Below are 15722 nucleotides of genomic sequence, written 5' to 3'. Positions count from 1 at the left end.
TCCGGGTGTCCTCCGTAGCCGCAGGTGACCGGTTGCCGACACGGTATCGCCCGTGCCGCTCCGAACCCGCTCCCTCGTGCGTCCCGCCGTCACCGCCTGCATCGCCGCCGCGCTCGTCCTGAGCACCGGGGCCGCGGCCGGAGGCCCTCCCCCGGACCCGCCCGACCCGGTCGGGCACGCCGAGGGGGCCGACCTGCTCGACGGCTTCCACGCGGACCCGACGATCGTGTACTTCAACGGGCTCTACCACATCTACCCCACCACCGACTCGAACCCGGCCCGGAACGGGTCGTTCGTCGTCTGGACCTCGCCGGACCTGGTCAACTGGACCGACCGCGGCGAGGTCCTGCGGCTCGGTCCGGACGTGTCGTGGGCCGACCGCAACGCCTGGGCCCCGGACGTCGTCGAGCGGAACGGGCGCTACTACCTCTACTTCACCGCCGAGGAGAAGATCGGCGTCGCCGTCGCGGACCACCCGGGCGGCCCCTTCACCGACCTCGGCCGGCCGCTGATCGCGGAGAACCCCGGCGGGGTCGGCGTGCCGATCGACCCCGCTGTGTTCGTCGACGACGACGGCACCCCGTACCTGTACTGGGGCAACGGGCAGGCGCACGTCGTCCCGCTGAACCCGGACATGACCTCGTTCGACCCCGCGCGGATCACGGTGATCGGCGGGCTGGAGGGCTTCGGCGAGGGGATGGACGTGGCCAAGCGGGACGGGACCTACCACCTCACCTGGTCGATCGGCGACTTCCGCAGCCCCGACTACCGGGTCGCCTACGCCACCGCCCCGAGCCCGAGCGGTCCCTTCACCAACCGCGGCCTCCTGCTGTCCCGCGACGACGAGCTGGGGATCCGCGGGACCGGGCACGGCTCCGTGCTGCGCATCCCCACCACCGACGACTGGTACTACGCCTACCACCGGCACGCGGTCGACGGCGGCGACGGCTACCACCGCGAGGTGACCATCGACCCGCTGCCGATCACCCCGGACGGCCTGTTCGGCCGGATCACCCCCACGCTGGAGGGCCCGGCTCCCCGCCCCGTCCCATCCCGCCCCTGACCGGATATCCGCGCCGAGATGCAGCCCACGGCTCGCAACAGGCCGTCGCGACTGCCCAGGACTGCATCTCGGCGCGGGTGAGGGACCTGCTCAGGCGCGGGTCAGGGTGGTGGTCCAGAGCGAGGCGCCGGCCTCGTCGCGCAGGTGCACGGTCAGCTCCCCGCCCCCGGGCGCGACGTCGATCTCCCCGAAGTGCTGGAACCCCTCGGCCGGCGAGGCGCCCTGCCGGGACGGGCCGCGCACGAACTCGACCCGGGGCCCGAAGGTCGGGTCCAGGTCGTTCGGCCCGAACGCGCCGGCGTGCAGCGGCCCGGAGACGAACTCCCAGAACGGGTCGAAGCCGTCGAACGCGGCCCGGTCCGGCGAGTAGTGGTGCGCGGCGGTGTAGTGCACGTCCGCGGTCACCCAGACGACGTTGCGGACGCCCTTGCGGGCGATCGCGGTCAGCACGCCGGCGATCTCGGACTCCCGCCCGCTCGGCGGGCCGGGCTCGCCGTTGGCGACGGCCTCCCACGCGGTGTCGCCGTCCGGGACCTGCACCCCGATCGGCATGTCCGACTGGACGATCTTCCAGGTGGCCGTCGACGACGCCAGCGACTCGACCAGCCAGCGGGCCTGCTTCTCGCCGAGGATCCGCTCGTCGGCGCCGGTGTTGGCGGTGTTCGTGCCGCGGTAGGTGCGCATGTCGAGCACGAACACCTCGACGTGCGGCCCGAACGGGAGCTTCCGGAACACCCGGCCGTCGACGGCGGTGCGCGGGTCCAGCGGCACCCACTCGTGGAACGCCTGGAAGCCGCGGGCGGCGAGCACGTCGACCCGCTTCTCGTTGACGTAGGACTCCCCCACCTCGCCGGTGAGGATCTCGCCGGGATACCAGTTGTTGGTGACCTCGTGGTCGTCCCACTGGTTGATCTGGGCGACCGACGCGGCGTACCGGCGCAGGTGGTCGTCGAGCAGGTTGTAGGCGAACTGGCCGCGGAACTCGGTGAGGCTCTCGGCGACCTTGAGCTTCTCCGGCGTGGTCTCGTTGCGCCAGATCCGGCCGTCGGGCAGCGCGACGGTCTCCTCCAGCGGGCCGTCGGCGTAGACGGTGTCGCCGCAGTGCAGGAACAGGTCCGGCTCGCGGTCGGCCATCGCGGAGAAGATGGTCATGCCGCCGAGGTCGCGGTCGATGCCCCAGCCCTGCCCGACGACGTCGCCGGACCACTGGATGCGCACCGGCTCGTCGCCGCCGGGGACCGCGCGGAACGACCCGGTCAGCGGCTCGCTGGTGCCGCCGCCGTCGAGGTCCTCGGCAAGGACGCGGTAGTGCACCCGCCCGCTGCCGGCCGGTACGCGCAGCTTGCCGGTCAGGTCGGTGTCCGGGGTGAGCACCGGCCCCGGGATGCGGCGGGCCCGGCGGAAGTCGGGGTTGTCGGCGACCTCGACCAGCATCCGGGACGGCCGGTCGGCCCGGGTCCAGATCAGTCCGGATCCGGGGAGCACATCGCCGGACTGCACGCCGTGGGTGAGGACGGGGCGGCCGGACCGCAGGAGCGACGGGGCGGCGGAGGCGGTGGCGGGGAGCGCGAGGGCGGCGGCGCCGGCGAGACCGCCGGCGGCCGCGGTGCGGAGGAGAGAGCGTCGGGTCAGGGAGCGTCGTTCGGGAACCACACCTGCCGTTCTAACCCGAAAGGGTGAGCCGCAGCGTCCCTCCGGGCGTCCGGCGGATGAACAGCCGGTGCAGCCCGGGGCTACGCCCCCGGGTTCGCCACCGCGGTGAGTACCTCCCCCGCCGCCCACGCCCGCAGCGCGGCCGCCGCCTGCCGTGAGTGCTCGACGACGACGTCGTCGGACGCGCCGCCGATGTGCGGGGTGAGCACGACCGACGGGAGATCGAGCAGCGGGTGGCCGGCGGCGAGGGGCTCGGTCCAGAACACGTCCAGACCGGCTCCGGCCAGGTGGCCGCTGCGCAGGGCGTCGAGCAGGGCGTCCTCCCGGACCACGGCCGCCCGCCCCGCGTTGATCAGGTAGCTGCCCGGTCTCATCGCCGCGATCTCGGCGGCGCCGACCAGTCCGATCGTCGACTCCGCCAGCGGGACGTGCACGCTCACCACGTCGGACTGTGCCAGCAGCTCGTCGAGCGGGACCAGACGTGCGTCGTCGCCGAGCGCGCCGTCGGACAGGTGCGGGTCGTACACGAGCACCGACATCCCGAAGGCACGGGCCCGCCGGGCGACGCGCCGGCCGACCGCTCCCCCGCCGAGCAGTCCCAGGGTCCGACCGGCCAGGCCGGGGCCGCGGAAGAGCCGGTAGGGCTCGAACACGTCGTCGTCCGACCAGGCTCCCGACCGCACCCACGCCTCCGCCGCCGAGGTCCGGCGCAGCGTCGTGAGGAGCAGGGTCACGGCGAGGTCGGCGGTGACGTCGGCGTTGCGCCCCGGCGTGGTCGCCACGGTGACCCCGCGCGCGGAGCAGGCGTCGATGTCGACGTTGACCGGCGCCGCCCGGCAGGACACGACGAGCGACAGGCTCGTCGCGACGGCGAGCGTCGCGGGGTCCACCCGGTCCAGCTCGCACACCACGGCGTCGGCCCCGGCGAGCGCGTCCCCGAGATCGGCCTCGGCGAGGGAGCGGCCGGTACCGTCCGGAGGCCGCACCGTCAGGTCGAAGTCGGCCGAGAGCTCCGCGGCGATGCTCCGGTCGAAGTCGGCGGTGATCACCACGCGGGGTGGGTCGTGTCGCGGGGACATCCGGGTGGGCTCCTTCATGCGGTGGGGTGCGGGGTGGCGGCGCCGCTGCGCAGTGTGCGCAGCGCCGGCCAGTGCGGCCGGACGGCATCGCGGACGGCGACGAAGGTGGCGAACTGGCGGTCGTGCAGGTCCCGGTGGGCGGGTTCGGGCTCGAACACGTCGAGCTCACCCAGCAGCGCCCCGGTTGCCGAGGCGAGGTCATGGCCGGTGACCGCGGTCAGGGCGAGGGCGGCGACACCGCGCGCTCCGAGTTCCGTCGCGCGCGGGCGTTCGATGCGGCACCCGGTGACGTCGGCGACGATCCGGCAGACGGTGTCGCTCGACGCCGCGCCCCCGCACATCCGCAGCGAGGCCCGCCCGCCCAGGGTCTCGCGGCACTCGCGCATGCTCAGCGCGATGCCCTCGTAGACCGCGCGCATCAGCTGGGCGGGCGTCGTGGTCGTCGTGACCCCCAGCCAGGACGCGGTCGCCGCCCCGTCGACGAACGGCGCCCGCTCCCCCGCCTCGGCGCCGTAGGGCAGGTAGAGCACCCCCTCCGCGCCGGGGGCGACCGACAGGACGAGCTCGGAGACCTCGTCCCACGCCAGGTGGGCGGACCCCGTCGCGGACCGGACCCAGTCCAGGTTCGGGCTCCCGGACATCGGGCAGAGACTCTCGACCACCGTGGACCCGGTGCCGGTGGCGACGGTGATCCCGACCCCGGAGCGGCAGTGCCCGGCGTGCGGGTGGACCGTGCCCACGAACCCGGTGGTCCCGATGATCGCGTAGCTCTGCCCGGGATCGAGGACCCCCAGCCCCACGCCCGCGGCCACGGTGTCGACGAGGCCGGTGACGACCGGGATGCCGGCACGCAGCCCGAGCTCCCCGGCCGGTCCGGGACGCAGCGGGCGGTGCGCTCCCGCCGGAACGACGGGGGGGAGCAGGTCCGCGTACCGGTCGTGCCCCAGCCCGGCGAGGAGCTCCGCCGAGTACCGGCCGGTCGCCACGTCGAGATAGGTGCGGGAGGCCTCCGAACTGTCGGTTTCGAGCACCCCGGTCAGCTGCAACCGGATCCAGTCCTTGCAGTTGGCGTGGTGGCGCGCGCGGACGAGCAGGTCCGGGGCGGTGTCGGCGAGCTCGTCGAGCAACACGGGCAGCGCACCGGAGAACGGTGCCGCTCCGGTGACCCGGCGCAGCAGCTCGCCCCGGCCGTCGGACTGCCAGTCCCGCACCCGGCGGGCGGCCCGCCCGTCCAGCCAGAGCAGGGCCGGACCCACCGGTGCGTGGCCGGAGTCGAGCAGCCAGGCGCCGTCCCCCTGCCCGGTGACGCCGACGGCGGACACGGTCGCCGGCGCCGCCCGCGCGACGGCCTCGCGGACCGTGCGCGCGACGGCCGCCCACACGTCCCGGGGGTCCTGTTCAGCCCGATCCCGACCCGGCCGCCGGACGCCGATGTCGGTCCGGGCGGTCGCGATCTCCTCGCCCTCCCCGGTGAGGACGGTCGCCTTCACCGCGGTGGTGCCGGCATCGATCCCCAGGACCACGGGTGCGCCATCGACCATCTGCTCTCCATCGAACACCGGTACGTCACATTGCTCAGACGATCAGCACGCTAGGAAGCATCACCACCTCTCGTCAACGGGCAGACGCGCTCTTGACGCCCCGCCGACCGCTGTCCACACTCCGATCAGAAGTTCTTGTGTGTGTACCGATGTTCGAGTGAGCTCAATGGGGAGTTCTGGCATGACGGAAACCGCGGACAGAGCGTCGGGGTTCGGCGGATGGCTGGACCGGCAGGGGATCGCCCGCCCCTTGGCCTGGGGCTATCTGGCCCTGCTGCTGTTCATGATCGGCGACGGCATCGAGCTGGGCTTCCTCGCGCCCTATCTGACCTCGGAGGGGTTCACCGCGGCCGAGGTCGCGACCCTGATCAGCGTCTACGGCATCGTGGTCGCCATCGCCGCCTGGCTGGCCGGCGCGCTCGCGGAGGCATGGGGCCCGCGCCGGGTCATGCTGATCGGCCTCGCGATCTGGGCGGTCTTCGAGGTGATCTTCCTCGGGTTCGGGGTGGGCGCCGGCAACTACGACGTCATGCTGATCGCCTACGGCATCCGCGGCCTGGGCTACCCCTTCTTCGCCTACGGTTTCCTCGTCTGGGTCACGATGGAGACGCCCAAGCACGTCCTCGGGCGCGCCGTGGGCTGGTACTGGTTCTTCTCGACCGCCGGCCTCGGCGTGATCAGCGCCTACTTCGCCGGCGCCGTCATCCCGCTGGTCGGTGAACTCGCCACGATGTGGATCTCGCTCGGGTTCGTGCTCGCCGGCGGGGTGCTGCTCATCATCGGCGTCCGCGCCCACAGCCGCGGCGGCGACGGCAGCGCGCTGGGCAACCTCAGCAAGGTGGGCCGCGGCCTCACGATCGTGAAGACGCATCCGAAGGTCGGTATCGGCGGTGTCGTCCGCATCATCAACACCCTCTGCTTCTACGCGTTCCCCGTCTTCCTCGCCGGCCACATGATCAACGACGTGGGGTTCACCCTGCCGGAGTGGCAGGCCATCTGGGGGACGATGCTGCTGGCGAACATCATCGGCAACCTGCTGGCCGGCTATCTCGGGGACCGGCTCGGCCCGGTGAACGTGGTCGCCTGGTTCGGCGGCGTCGGCTGCGTCGTGACGGTGCTGGGGATGTACTACGTCCCCGCCTGGCTCGGTCCGAACTTCGCCGCGGTGACCGCGGTGGCCGTCCTGCTCGGCCTGGCCATGGCTGCCTACGTCCCGCTCAGCGCGATCGTGCCGATCCTCGCCGGGAGCCGGAAGGCGGCCGCGGTGGCGATCCTGAACCTCGGCGCCGGACTCAGCAACGCGGTCGGGCCGCTGATGGTGCGCGGCTTCCTCGGACCGCTGGGAGTGAGCGGCATGATGTGGCTGCTCGCCGCGACCTACGCGGTCGGCATCGCGCTCACCGTCCTGCTCCGTGATCCGGCGGTCGACGAGATGCGTGCCGGCTCGCGAGCACTCCCGGCACGGGAGAGCTGACATCCATGGAGCCTCACCGATGAACGAACGCGAGCTGCAGGGCCGGGTCGCACGGCTGCACTACCAGCACGGCCTCACCCACCAGGAGGTCGGTGACCTGCTGGGGCTGTCCCGGATCAAGGTCACAAGGCTGCTCGCAGCAGCCCGGGACAACGGGGTCGTCGAGATCCGTGTGCACACCACGAGCCGGCCATTCCACGAGCTCGAGACCGCGCTCGTGCGCCGGTTCGGGCTCCAGCAGGCGTGGGTGGCGCCGAGCTGTCGCGACGGCGAGCGCGAGCGCAACGCCGTCGGGTCGACCGGCGCCCAGGCCCTCGAGGCCGTCGTCCCCCGTTCCGGGACCGTGGCGGTCGGCCTGTCCTCCAGCGTCGCGACCGTCGTCCCGCACATCCACGTGCCACCCCGGCCCGAGCTCGGTTTCGTCCCGCTGGCCGGCAGCTGGGGCGGGGTCTCGCGCGGTATGAACCCGCACGAGCTGGCGTTGCGGTTCGGCACGGCGTTCGGCGCCCGCACCTATCACCTGCCGGCCCCGATCCTGGCCGCGACGGCGGAGGCCGCTGCCGCGTTCCGCGCCGACCCGTCCGTGCGGGACGCGGAACGGCGCGCGGCGGGTGCGGACGTGCTCGTCGCCGGGGTCGGGGGCATCGAGCAGAGCTCCGGCATGATGATCGACGCCCTGAGCGAGGACGACCGCCGCCGTCTCGACACGGGCGCCGCCGTCGGCGACATCAGCGCGCGCTACTTCGACCGCGACGGGCGGCCCGTCCGCGGCGGGCTCGACGACCGCGTCGTCGGGATGGATCTGGAACGCATGATCGGCGTCCCGCACCGGATCGCCGTCTCCTACGGGGCACACAAGGCGCGCCCGCTCGCCGTCGCGCTGCAGCACGGCCTCATGAACATGGTCGTCACCGACGTCGACACCGCCCGGGCGATGCTCGACGCCGACGCCGGGAACGAGAGAAGGAGTGGATGAGCACGTGAAGCAGGCCGAGACCACCGACGAGCTCGTGGCGCAGCTGTCCGAGATCGGGCGGATGGCGGTGGAACGCGGACTGGTCCTCGCCAGCGGCGGCAACCTGTCCGCGCGGCTGCCCGGCTCCGACCGGTTCGTCGTGACCGGCTCGGGTACCTGGCTGGACCGGCTCGGCGCCGACGACTTCAGCGTCATGACCACGGCCGGCGACGTCGTCGGCGGGAACCCGTCGCCGTCGAGCGAGTGGAAGCTGCACCAGCGCACCTACCTGGTGCGCGGCGACGTGAACGCGATCGTCCACATCCACCCGCAACACGCCGTCCTGGTCGATGCGATGGGCCACCCGGTCCGGTTGCTGACCCTCGACCACGCCGCGTACGTCCGGTCGATCGGGCGGACCGGCTACTTCCCCAACGGCTCCGACGAGCTCGCCGACACCGCGGCGGCCGAGGCCAAGGCGCACGACTGCGTCATCATGGCCCACCACGGCTGCTCGGCGGTGGGCCCGGACGTCGGTATGGCGTTCCGGCGCGCGCTCAACCTCGAGGAGGCGGCGACGGCCACCTACCGGATGCTGCTGCTGGGCGACAGCACGACGGCGTTCCCCGAGACCGCCTGGCGCGACCTGCACGCCTGAGACGCGAACGAGCGCCACGTCCGACCCCGGGCGGGGCGGGACGTGGCGCTCGGACGTGATACGACCCGGCGGACCTCAGCCGAACAGGGCCGGGATCTTCAGCACCAGCTGGTAGAGCCCGTAGGCGAAGGGAACCCCCACCCAGATCCAGGCCATGACGGCGCCGATCCACTGCACCGGACTCCAGGTCGCGGCTCCGGTGGCCTCCGCTGCACTGCTCATGACTGCGCCCCCTTCTCGGCGGTCACCGGCGTCGTGGCCTCGGCCGGCGCCTTCTCGGGCTCGTGGAACTTCGAGTTCACCGGCTTGATCAGCTCGTTGCAGACGAACGCGATGATCAGCAGCACGACCATGATCGAGAACGCGGTGGTGTAGCGGGCCGGGCCCTCGACACCCGCGTCGATCCGCGCGTCGGCGATCGCGTTGACGATCAGCGGCCCGAGCACGCCCGCGGTCGACCAGGCGGTCAGCAGGCGGCCGTGGATCGCGCCGACCTGGTAGGTGCCGAACAGGTCACGCAGGTAGGCCGGCACGGTGGCGAACCCGGCGCCGTAGAACGAGAGGATCAGCACCGACGCGATCAGGAACAGCGCCCGGCTCTGGTTCGGGACCAGCGTGATCAGCAGGTAGAGCAGCGCGCCGACACCGAGGTAGATCCGGTACATGTTCTTGCGGCCGAGCACGTCGGACAGCGAGGACCAGGCGATCCGGCCGAGCGAGTTGGCCAGCGAGAGGATCGCGACGAACCCGACCGCGGCCGCGGCGAGCGTCTCGGCCGTGCCGGTCTCGGCGAAGAAGTCCTGGAAGATCGGGTTGGCCCGCTCCAGGATGCCGATGCCGGCCGTCACGTTGAAGCACAGCACCACCCAGAGCAGCCAGAACTGCGGCGTCTTGATCGCGTTGCGCGCCGAGACCATCCCGGTGGAGATCATCCCGGACTTCTTGGCGCCCTCCGGCGTCCAGCCCTTCGGGGCCCAGCCCTCGGCCGGCACCCGGATGAGCAGCCAGCCGACCGACATGAAGACGAGGTAGATGAGGCCCATCGTCAGGAAGGTGTTGCCGATGCCGCCGACCGACGGCGAGTCACCGCTCGCGCCGTACCCGGACAGCAGCGAGGCGGTCAGCGGCGACGCGATCAGCGCACCGCCACCGAAGCCCATGATCGCCAGGCCGGTGGCCAGGCCAGGGCGGTCCGGGAACCACTTGATCAGCGTGGAGACCGGTGAGATGTAGCCGATGCCGAGGCCGATGCCGCCGACGAAGCCGTAGCCGAGCACCACCATCCAGTACTGGCCCAGGTGCAGACCGACCCCGGAGATCATGAAACCGGTCACGAAGAACGCGCTGGACATGACCATCGCCCAGCGCGGGCCGTTCGCGTCGACCTTGGTGCCGAACAGGGCCGAGGACAGGCCCAGCATGATGATGGCGAGGGTGAAGGGCAGCGCACTGGCGACACCCGAGATGTCGAGGCCGTTCTCCAGCGGAGCCTTGAACGCGCTCCAGGCGTAGGCCTGGCCGATGGCCAGGTGGATGGAGAGCGCGGCCGGCGGGACGAGCCAGCGGCTCCATCCGGGCGGCGCGACGATGCGCTCTCTCGTCAGAAAACCGGGCGCCATGGCCCTCCCCTTCGTATTGCGGTCGGCGCAACGCTAAGTAACGCCGGGCGGTGCAGCAACCTGTCGAGAAATCGTTTCGGACACAGTCCGTTCACACGACGACGCCGGCCCCACGGAGCGTGGGACCGGCGTCGCGGAGGGTGTGCGACAGGCGATGTCAGGCCGAGCGGTCGCGGCGCTCCCGGCGCTGCGGCTGGCGGGGGACGATCGTCGGGTTGACGTTGTCGCGCACCGTCTGTGCGGTGACCACGACCTTGGCGACGTCGTCCCGGCTCGGGATGTCGTACATGACCGGGAGGAGGACTTCCTCCATGATCGCCCGCAGGCCGCGGGCGCCGGTGCCGCGCAGGATCGCCTGGTCGGCGACGGCGTCGAGGGCGTCCTCGGCGAAGTCGAGCTCCACGCCGTCCATCTCGAACAGCTTCCGGTACTGCTTCACCAGCGCGTTGCGCGGCTCGGTGAGGATCTTGACCAGGGCGTCCTTGTCGAGCGAGGTCACCGACGCCACGATCGGCAGCCGGCCGATGAACTCCGGGATCAGCCCGAACTTGATCAGATCCTCGGGCAGCGTCTCGGCGAAGCTCTCCGCCGGGTCGATGTCCTTCTTCGAGCGGATGTCGGCGCCGAACCCGATGCCGGACTTGCCGACCCGGTCCCCGATGATCCGCTCCAGCCCGGCGAACGCGCCGGCCACGATGAACAGCACGTTCGTCGTGTCGATCTGGATGAACTCCTGGTGCGGGTGCTTGCGGCCGCCCTGCGGCGGCACGCTCGCGGTGGTGCCCTCGAGGATCTTCAGCAGGGCCTGCTGGACACCCTCGCCGGAGACGTCCCGGGTGATCGACGGGTTCTCCGACTTGCGGGCGATCTTGTCGACCTCGTCGATGTAGATGATGCCGGTCTCGGCGCGCTTCACGTCGTAGTCGGCGGCCTGGATCAGCTTCAGGAGGATGTTCTCGACGTCCTCGCCGACGTAGCCGGCCTCGGTGAGCGCGGTGGCGTCGGCGATCGCGAACGGCACGTTCAGCAGCTTCGCCAGGGTCTGCGCCAGGTAGGTCTTGCCGCAGCCGGTGGGACCGAGCATGAGGATGTTCGACTTGGCGATCTCGATGTGGTCGGCGGGGTCCGCACCGCTCGCGCGGCCGCGCTCGCCGGCCTGGATCCGCTTGTAGTGATTGTAGACGGCCACCGACAGGGTCCGCTTGGTCGTGGCCTGCCCGACGACGTACTGGTCGAGGAAGTCGTGGATCTCGGCGGGCTTGGGCAGCTCGTCGAGCTTGACCTCACCGGCCTCCGCCAGCTCTTCCTCGATGATCTCGTTGCAGAGATCGATGCACTCGTCGCAGATGTAGACGCCGGGGCCGGCGATGAGCTTCTTGACCTGCTTCTGGCTCTTCCCGCAGAAGGAGCACTTGAGCAGGTCCCCGCCGTCGCCGATGCGTGCCATAGGTGTCGATCCCCAGTCCTGGTCCGGCGCGTTACCGTCTCGCGGCCGTGTCACGCACTTCTCGTGTCACGGCCTTCTCGCGTTCCCGTCCGGGGCGAGCCGCTCGCTCTCCCCGGCACGGCATGGCTCCGTCTCCTGCCGATGACGGTACCTGCCCGGACCCGCCGCCGGGACTCCGAGACGAGTCCGATTCGGCGGCGGGTCGGCGGGCGGTCGCCGGGACGCGGTGCCCGCGCGTCCGGCGACCCGGCGTGCCTACCTGCTGCAGCGCTAGTTGCTGCTGCCGAGAGCCGACAGCTTGCGGCTCTGCACGATCTCGTCGACGAGGCCGTAGTCCTTGGCCTCCTCGGCCGTCAGGATCTTGTCCCGGTCGATGTCGTCGTGCACCTGCTCGGCGGTCCGGTTGGAGTGCCGGGCGATGACCTCCTCCATCCGGCGGCGGATGCGGGAGATCTCCTTCGCCTGGATCTCCAGGTCCGACGCCTGGCCGTACACACCCTCGGTGGCCGGCTGGTGGATGAGGATCCGGGCGTTCTCGACGGCCATCCGGCGGCCCGGGGTGCCCGCGCAGAGCAGCACGGCCGCGGCCGACGCCGCCTGCCCGAGGCAGACGGTCTGGATGTCGGGCCGGATGAACTGCATCGTGTCGTAGATGGCCATCAGCGACGTGAACGACCCGCCGGGCGAGTTGATGTAGAGCGAGATCTCCCGGTCCGGGTCCAGCGACTCGAGTACCAGCAGCTGGGCCATGGTGTCGTTGGCCGAGGTGTCGTTGATCTGCTCACCGAGGAAGATGATGCGCTCCTCGAAGAGCTTGTTGTACGGGTTCGACTCCTTGACCCCGTAGCTGGTGCGCTCCACGTACGACGGCAGGACGTACCGGGCGCGCATCGGGTCCGGGGCGTAGCCGCCCGGGCCACGCAGGTCGGCGACCGACTCCGGGTGGCGCGGATCGAAGGTGCTCATCAGGCGCTCCCGTTCTGCGAGCCGTTGACGCGGCCGGCGTGCGTCACGACGTGGTCGACGAAGCCGTACTCCTGGGCCTCCGCCGCGGAGAACCAGCGGTCCCGGTCCGAGTCGCGCTCGATCGTCTCCACCGACTGCCCGGTGTGCTGCGCGATGAGCTCGGCCATCTCCCGCTTCGTCTTGCGGAGCTGGTCGGCGAGGATCGTGATGTCGGCTTCGGTGCCGCCGATACCGCCCGAGGGCTGGTGCATCATGATCTTCGCGTGCGGCAGCGCGTAGCGCTTGCCGGGCGTGCCGGCCGACAGCAGGAACTGCCCCATCGACGCGGCCATGCCCATCACCGTGGTCGACACGTCGCACGGGACGAGGTTCATCGTGTCGAACACGGCCATGCCGTCGTTGACCGAACCACCCGGCGAGTTGATGTAGAGCTGGATGTCGGACTCGGGGTCCTCGGCCGCGAGCAGCAGCATCTGCGCCGCGATCCGGTTGGAGATCTCCGAGTCCACCTGCTGTCCGAGCACGATGATCCGCTGCTGGAGCAGCCGCTCGTACACCGAGTCGGACAGCGACATGACGCTGGGCGCGGACCGCATCTGCGGGCCGTCACCGCGGCCCACGAGCGGGCCGATGTCCTGCTGGCTCACTTCACCCTGCTTTCCGAAGTCGGGCCCGCCCCGCGCGGCGCGCGGGCGGCGGGTCCCGAAAGTCTTCCTCTGGATCGCTCTCGGTTCTCCGGTGTCGGGTCTTGCGAACCCGTTCACGGTCCCCGTGGGAACCGGTCCGGGCCGACCCTACGCGGACCGACCGGCCCGCGGAGGGAACGACGCCCGGTGTTCGCCGAGAGCGCACCCGCCAGGTGTGCGGGTGCGCCCGGCGACTCCGGTGACGCCCAGGTCAGGCCTTGGCGTCGGCCTTGTCCTCGGCCGTGTCCGCGTCGTCGGCGGCGTCGCCGTCGACGTCCTCGGCGGACTCCGCGACGACCTCGCCCGGGACCTCCTCGACGGTCTCGTCGGCGTCGTCGTCACCGAGCAGGTCCGAGAGGTCGACGACCTCGCCACCGGGCAGCGTCACCGTGGCGGCGCGCACGGCCTGGATCAGCGCCTTGGAGCGGCGGACGTCCTGGTAGATGACGCCGAGCTGGCCGGCCTGCTGGATCTGCTGGACGAACTGCTCCGGCGCCATGCCGTACTGCTGGGCCTGGAAGAGGATCCGCTCGGTGAGCTCCTGGTCGCCGACCGAGATCTCCTCGCGGTCGGCGAGCGCGTCGAGCACCAGCCGGTAGCGGACGTTCTTCTCCGCCTCCTCGCGGGTCTCGGCGTCGAACTGCTCGCGGGTCTTGTCCTGGGTGGCCAGGAACTCCGCGAACTTGTCCTCGTCGTGGTCGAAGGCGTGCACCGCGTCGTGGGCGCGGCTGTCGACCTCGGCCTGGACGACGCTCTCCGGCAGCGGCACCTCGGTGCCCTCGACCAGCTTCTCGAGCAGCCGGTCGCGGGCCTGCCCGGCCTGCTCCATCCGCTTCGACTGCCCGATCCGCTCACGCAGGCTCTCGGTCAGCTCGTCGAGCGTGTCGAACTCCGAGGCGAGCTGGGCGAACTCGTCGTCGGCGTCGGGCAGGTGCCGCTCCTTGACCGTGGTCACCTTGACGGTGACCTCGGCCTCGCGGTCGGCGTACTCGCCGGCCACCAGCGTCGAGGTGAAGGTCTTCTCCTCGTCGGCCGACATGCCCTCGAGGGCCTCGTCGATGCCGTCGATCAGACCGCCCTGACCGACCTCGTAGGAGAAGCCGGTGGTGGTGGCCTCCTCGATCGCCGTGCCGTCGACGGCGGCGGAGAGGTCGATCTGGACGTAGTCGCCCTTCTGCGCGGCGCGCTCGACGCCCGCCAGGGTGCCGAAGCGGGCCCGCAGCTGGTCGAGCTGCTCGGTGACCTCGTCCTCGCCGATCTCGGTCTCGTCGACCTCGACGGTCAGGCCCTCGAGCTCCGGGAGCTCGAACTCCGGCCGGACGTCGACCTCGGCGGTGAAGGTGAGCCGCTCGTGGTCGGCGATCTCGGTGACCTCGATCTCCGGGCGGCCGATCGGCGTGACGTCGTCGGAGGCGACGACGGCCTCCTGGTACTTCGCCGGGATCGCGGCGTTGACGACCTCGTCGAGCACCGGGGCACGACCGATCCGGGCCTCCAGGATGCGGGCCGGTGCCTTGCCCGGGCGGAAGCCCGGGATCCGGACCTGCTGGGCGATCTTCTTGTACGCGCGGTCGAAGTCGGGCTTGAGCTCGTCGAACGGCACCTCGACGTTGATACGGACGCGCGTCGGGCTGAGGTGCTCGACGGTGCTCTTCACGGTGGAACTCCTTGCCGGTACGGGCTGTGGAACGGGCCGCGGCGCGCGGCCCGGACTCCTGTCGGGCCCCCGCCGGACCGGCTCCGGACACGGCGGAGAAGTCGTGGCGACCTCGCCCGGTCGTCCCGGCGGGCCGGTCGCGAGCACACGGGTGCGCTCGGTGACGGCAGGGGCTCGCGCGAGTCTAGGCGAGACCCGTCACGGCACGTCGGCCCGGGCGTTCATCGGCCCGCGACGACCTCCGTGCCCACCGCGCCGACGTCCGCGACGGTGACGTCCACGGCGCGCGCCTCGTCACCCAGCACCGCGCGCACCCGGGCGGCGATCCCCTCGGCGATCTCCGGGAACGGCATGCCCAGGGCCACGACGACAGCGATCTCGACCGGGTCGCCCAGCCGCACCCCCTGTACGCGGGCGCCGGGCAGGTAGGAGGCGATCGAGCCGAACGGACCGCCGTCGAGCCGCAGCACCGACGGATGGGTCAGGACGGCCGCCGCCACCGCCTCGGGGTCCGGCCCCGCGTCGTCGCTCACCGCGTCACCGTATCGGCGCGGGCGGACGGACGGGCACACACGACGGCGGCGGTGCACCGATCGTGCCGGTGCACCGCCGCCGTCGTGTCAGGTCCCGGACCCGTCCCGGGCCCCGGGCGTCACTTCTTGAAGGCGTCCTTGACCTTCTCGCCGGCCTGCTTGAGGTTGCTCTTCGACTGGTCGGCCTTCCCCTCGGCCTCGAGGGCGGGGTCGTCGTTGGCCTTGCCGGCCTTCTCCTTGGCCTTGCCGGCCAGCTGCTCGGTCTTGTTGTCGATCTTGTCGCCCAGACCCACGGGTACACCTGCCTCCACGAACGTGTCCGACGGGCGATCGGCCGTGCCGCTCGCTACCGTCGCTGCCGGGGAGGAGGTACCCGCTCCGGCGGCCCTCC

Annotated in this window: 15 protein-coding genes; 4 read left to right on the top strand and 11 right to left on the bottom strand. The window is 71.6% G+C overall.

Annotated features, from left to right (window positions below):
* Positions 1-52: 52 nt before the first annotated feature.
* Positions 53-1063, top strand: a complete 1011-nt coding sequence (locus WIS52_RS21625) for a family 43 glycosylhydrolase (RefSeq protein ID WP_349300144.1) — start codon at positions 53-55, stop codon at positions 1061-1063.
* Between the two features lie 90 nt (positions 1064-1153).
* Here WIS52_RS21625 and WIS52_RS21620 read toward each other — a convergent pair whose 3' ends face one another.
* From WIS52_RS21620 to WIS52_RS21610, 3 genes are all read right to left on the bottom strand, one after another.
* On the bottom strand, positions 1154-2716 hold the full coding sequence (locus WIS52_RS21620) for an alkaline phosphatase D family protein (protein ID WP_349300143.1): 1563 nt from the start codon (positions 2714-2716) through the stop codon (positions 1154-1156).
* A gap of 80 nt (positions 2717-2796) precedes the next feature.
* The gene (locus tag WIS52_RS21615; RefSeq protein ID WP_349300142.1) at positions 2797-3795 is read right to left on the bottom strand and encodes an NAD(P)-dependent oxidoreductase; all 999 of its coding nucleotides are present in this window, start codon (positions 3793-3795) and stop codon (positions 2797-2799) included.
* A gap of 14 nt (positions 3796-3809) precedes the next feature.
* A complete protein-coding gene (locus tag WIS52_RS21610) occupies positions 3810-5336 on the bottom strand; it encodes an FGGY family carbohydrate kinase (RefSeq protein ID WP_349300141.1) in 1527 nt (508 codons plus the stop codon).
* A gap of 181 nt (positions 5337-5517) precedes the next feature.
* Here WIS52_RS21610 and WIS52_RS21605 point away from each other — a divergent pair, with 181 nt between their 5' ends.
* Genes WIS52_RS21605 through WIS52_RS21595 form a run of 3 tightly spaced genes read left to right on the top strand, consistent with a single transcriptional unit; the run spans position 5518 to position 8423 of the window.
* Entirely contained in the window at positions 5518-6810 is a 1293-nt protein-coding gene (locus tag WIS52_RS21605) for an MFS transporter (RefSeq protein WP_349300140.1), read from the top strand.
* Between the two features lie 19 nt (positions 6811-6829).
* On the top strand, positions 6830-7786 hold the full coding sequence (locus tag WIS52_RS21600) for a sugar-binding transcriptional regulator (protein ID WP_349300139.1): 957 nt from the start codon (positions 6830-6832) through the stop codon (positions 7784-7786).
* 4 nt (positions 7787-7790) lie between these two features.
* Positions 7791-8423 (top strand): class II aldolase/adducin family protein, encoded by a 633-nt coding sequence (locus tag WIS52_RS21595; RefSeq protein ID WP_349300138.1) that lies wholly within the window; start codon positions 7791-7793, stop codon positions 8421-8423.
* Positions 8424-8498: 75 nt separating this feature from the next.
* Here the strand turns inward: WIS52_RS21595 and WIS52_RS21590 are convergent, their stop codons facing one another.
* The 8 genes from WIS52_RS21590 to WIS52_RS21555 all read right to left on the bottom strand — a co-directional run bounded on the left by WIS52_RS21590 (position 8499) and on the right by WIS52_RS21555 (position 15618).
* A complete protein-coding gene (locus tag WIS52_RS21590; protein ID WP_349300137.1) occupies positions 8499-8645 on the bottom strand; it encodes an MFS transporter small subunit in 147 nt (48 codons plus the stop codon).
* A complete protein-coding gene (locus WIS52_RS21585) occupies positions 8642-10042 on the bottom strand; it encodes an OFA family MFS transporter (protein ID WP_349300136.1) in 1401 nt (466 codons plus the stop codon). Before WIS52_RS21585 ends, WIS52_RS21590 begins: the two co-directional genes overlap by 4 nt.
* 157 nt (positions 10043-10199) lie before the next feature.
* Positions 10200-11489 (bottom strand): ATP-dependent Clp protease ATP-binding subunit ClpX, encoded by a 1290-nt coding sequence (gene clpX, locus WIS52_RS21580; protein WP_349300135.1) that lies wholly within the window; start codon positions 11487-11489, stop codon positions 10200-10202.
* 270 nt (positions 11490-11759) lie between these two features.
* Positions 11760-12455 carry an ATP-dependent Clp protease proteolytic subunit gene (locus WIS52_RS21575; RefSeq protein WP_379611373.1) on the bottom strand — a complete coding sequence of 232 codons (696 nt, stop codon included), beginning with the start codon at positions 12453-12455 and terminating at the stop codon, positions 11760-11762.
* A complete protein-coding gene (locus tag WIS52_RS21570) occupies positions 12455-13051 on the bottom strand; it encodes a ClpP family protease (protein WP_349300272.1) in 597 nt (198 codons plus the stop codon). The genes WIS52_RS21575 and WIS52_RS21570 overlap by 1 nt, the downstream gene beginning before the upstream one ends.
* Before the next feature lie 301 nt (positions 13052-13352).
* The gene (gene tig, locus WIS52_RS21565) at positions 13353-14798 is read right to left on the bottom strand and encodes a trigger factor (RefSeq protein WP_349300134.1); all 1446 of its coding nucleotides are present in this window, start codon (positions 14796-14798) and stop codon (positions 13353-13355) included.
* Between the two features lie 221 nt (positions 14799-15019).
* Complete coding sequence (locus WIS52_RS21560; RefSeq protein ID WP_349300133.1) at positions 15020-15331, bottom strand: hypothetical protein; 312 nt, start codon at positions 15329-15331, stop codon at positions 15020-15022.
* Positions 15332-15450: 119 nt separating this feature from the next.
* Positions 15451-15618, bottom strand: a complete 168-nt coding sequence (locus WIS52_RS21555; RefSeq protein WP_432422479.1) for a CsbD family protein — start codon at positions 15616-15618, stop codon at positions 15451-15453.
* Positions 15619-15722 lie beyond the last annotated feature (104 nt).

Source organism: Pseudonocardia nematodicida, assembly GCF_040105385.1.
GTDB classification, from domain to species: Bacteria; Actinomycetota; Actinomycetes; order Mycobacteriales; family Pseudonocardiaceae; genus Pseudonocardia; species Pseudonocardia nematodicida.
This window is presented reverse-complemented; position numbering and strand designations above follow the sequence as displayed.

Bases quoted from the DNA above. Each gene is read 5' to 3' on its own strand.
- WIS52_RS21600 (WP_349300139.1), top strand. From the start codon at position 6,830: ATGAACGAACGCGAGCTGCAGGGCCGGGTCGCACGGCTGCACTACCAG.
- WIS52_RS21585 (WP_349300136.1), bottom strand. From the start codon at position 10,042: ATGGCGCCCGGTTTTCTGACGAGAGAGCGCATCGTCGCGCCGCCCGGA.
- WIS52_RS21590 (WP_349300137.1), bottom strand. From the start codon at position 8,645: ATGAGCAGTGCAGCGGAGGCCACCGGAGCCGCGACCTGGAGTCCGGTG.
- clpX (WP_349300135.1), bottom strand. From the start codon at position 11,489: ATGGCACGCATCGGCGACGGCGGGGACCTGCTCAAGTGCTCCTTCTGC.
- WIS52_RS21615 (WP_349300142.1), bottom strand. From the start codon at position 3,795: ATGTCCCCGCGACACGACCCACCCCGCGTGGTGATCACCGCCGACTTC.
- WIS52_RS21570 (WP_349300272.1), bottom strand. From the start codon at position 13,051: ATGCGGTCCGCGCCCAGCGTCATGTCGCTGTCCGACTCGGTGTACGAG.
- WIS52_RS21575 (WP_379611373.1), bottom strand. From the start codon at position 12,455: ATGAGCACCTTCGATCCGCGCCACCCGGAGTCGGTCGCCGACCTGCGT.
- WIS52_RS21610 (WP_349300141.1), bottom strand. From the start codon at position 5,336: ATGGTCGATGGCGCACCCGTGGTCCTGGGGATCGATGCCGGCACCACC.
- WIS52_RS21605 (WP_349300140.1), top strand. From the start codon at position 5,518: ATGACGGAAACCGCGGACAGAGCGTCGGGGTTCGGCGGATGGCTGGAC.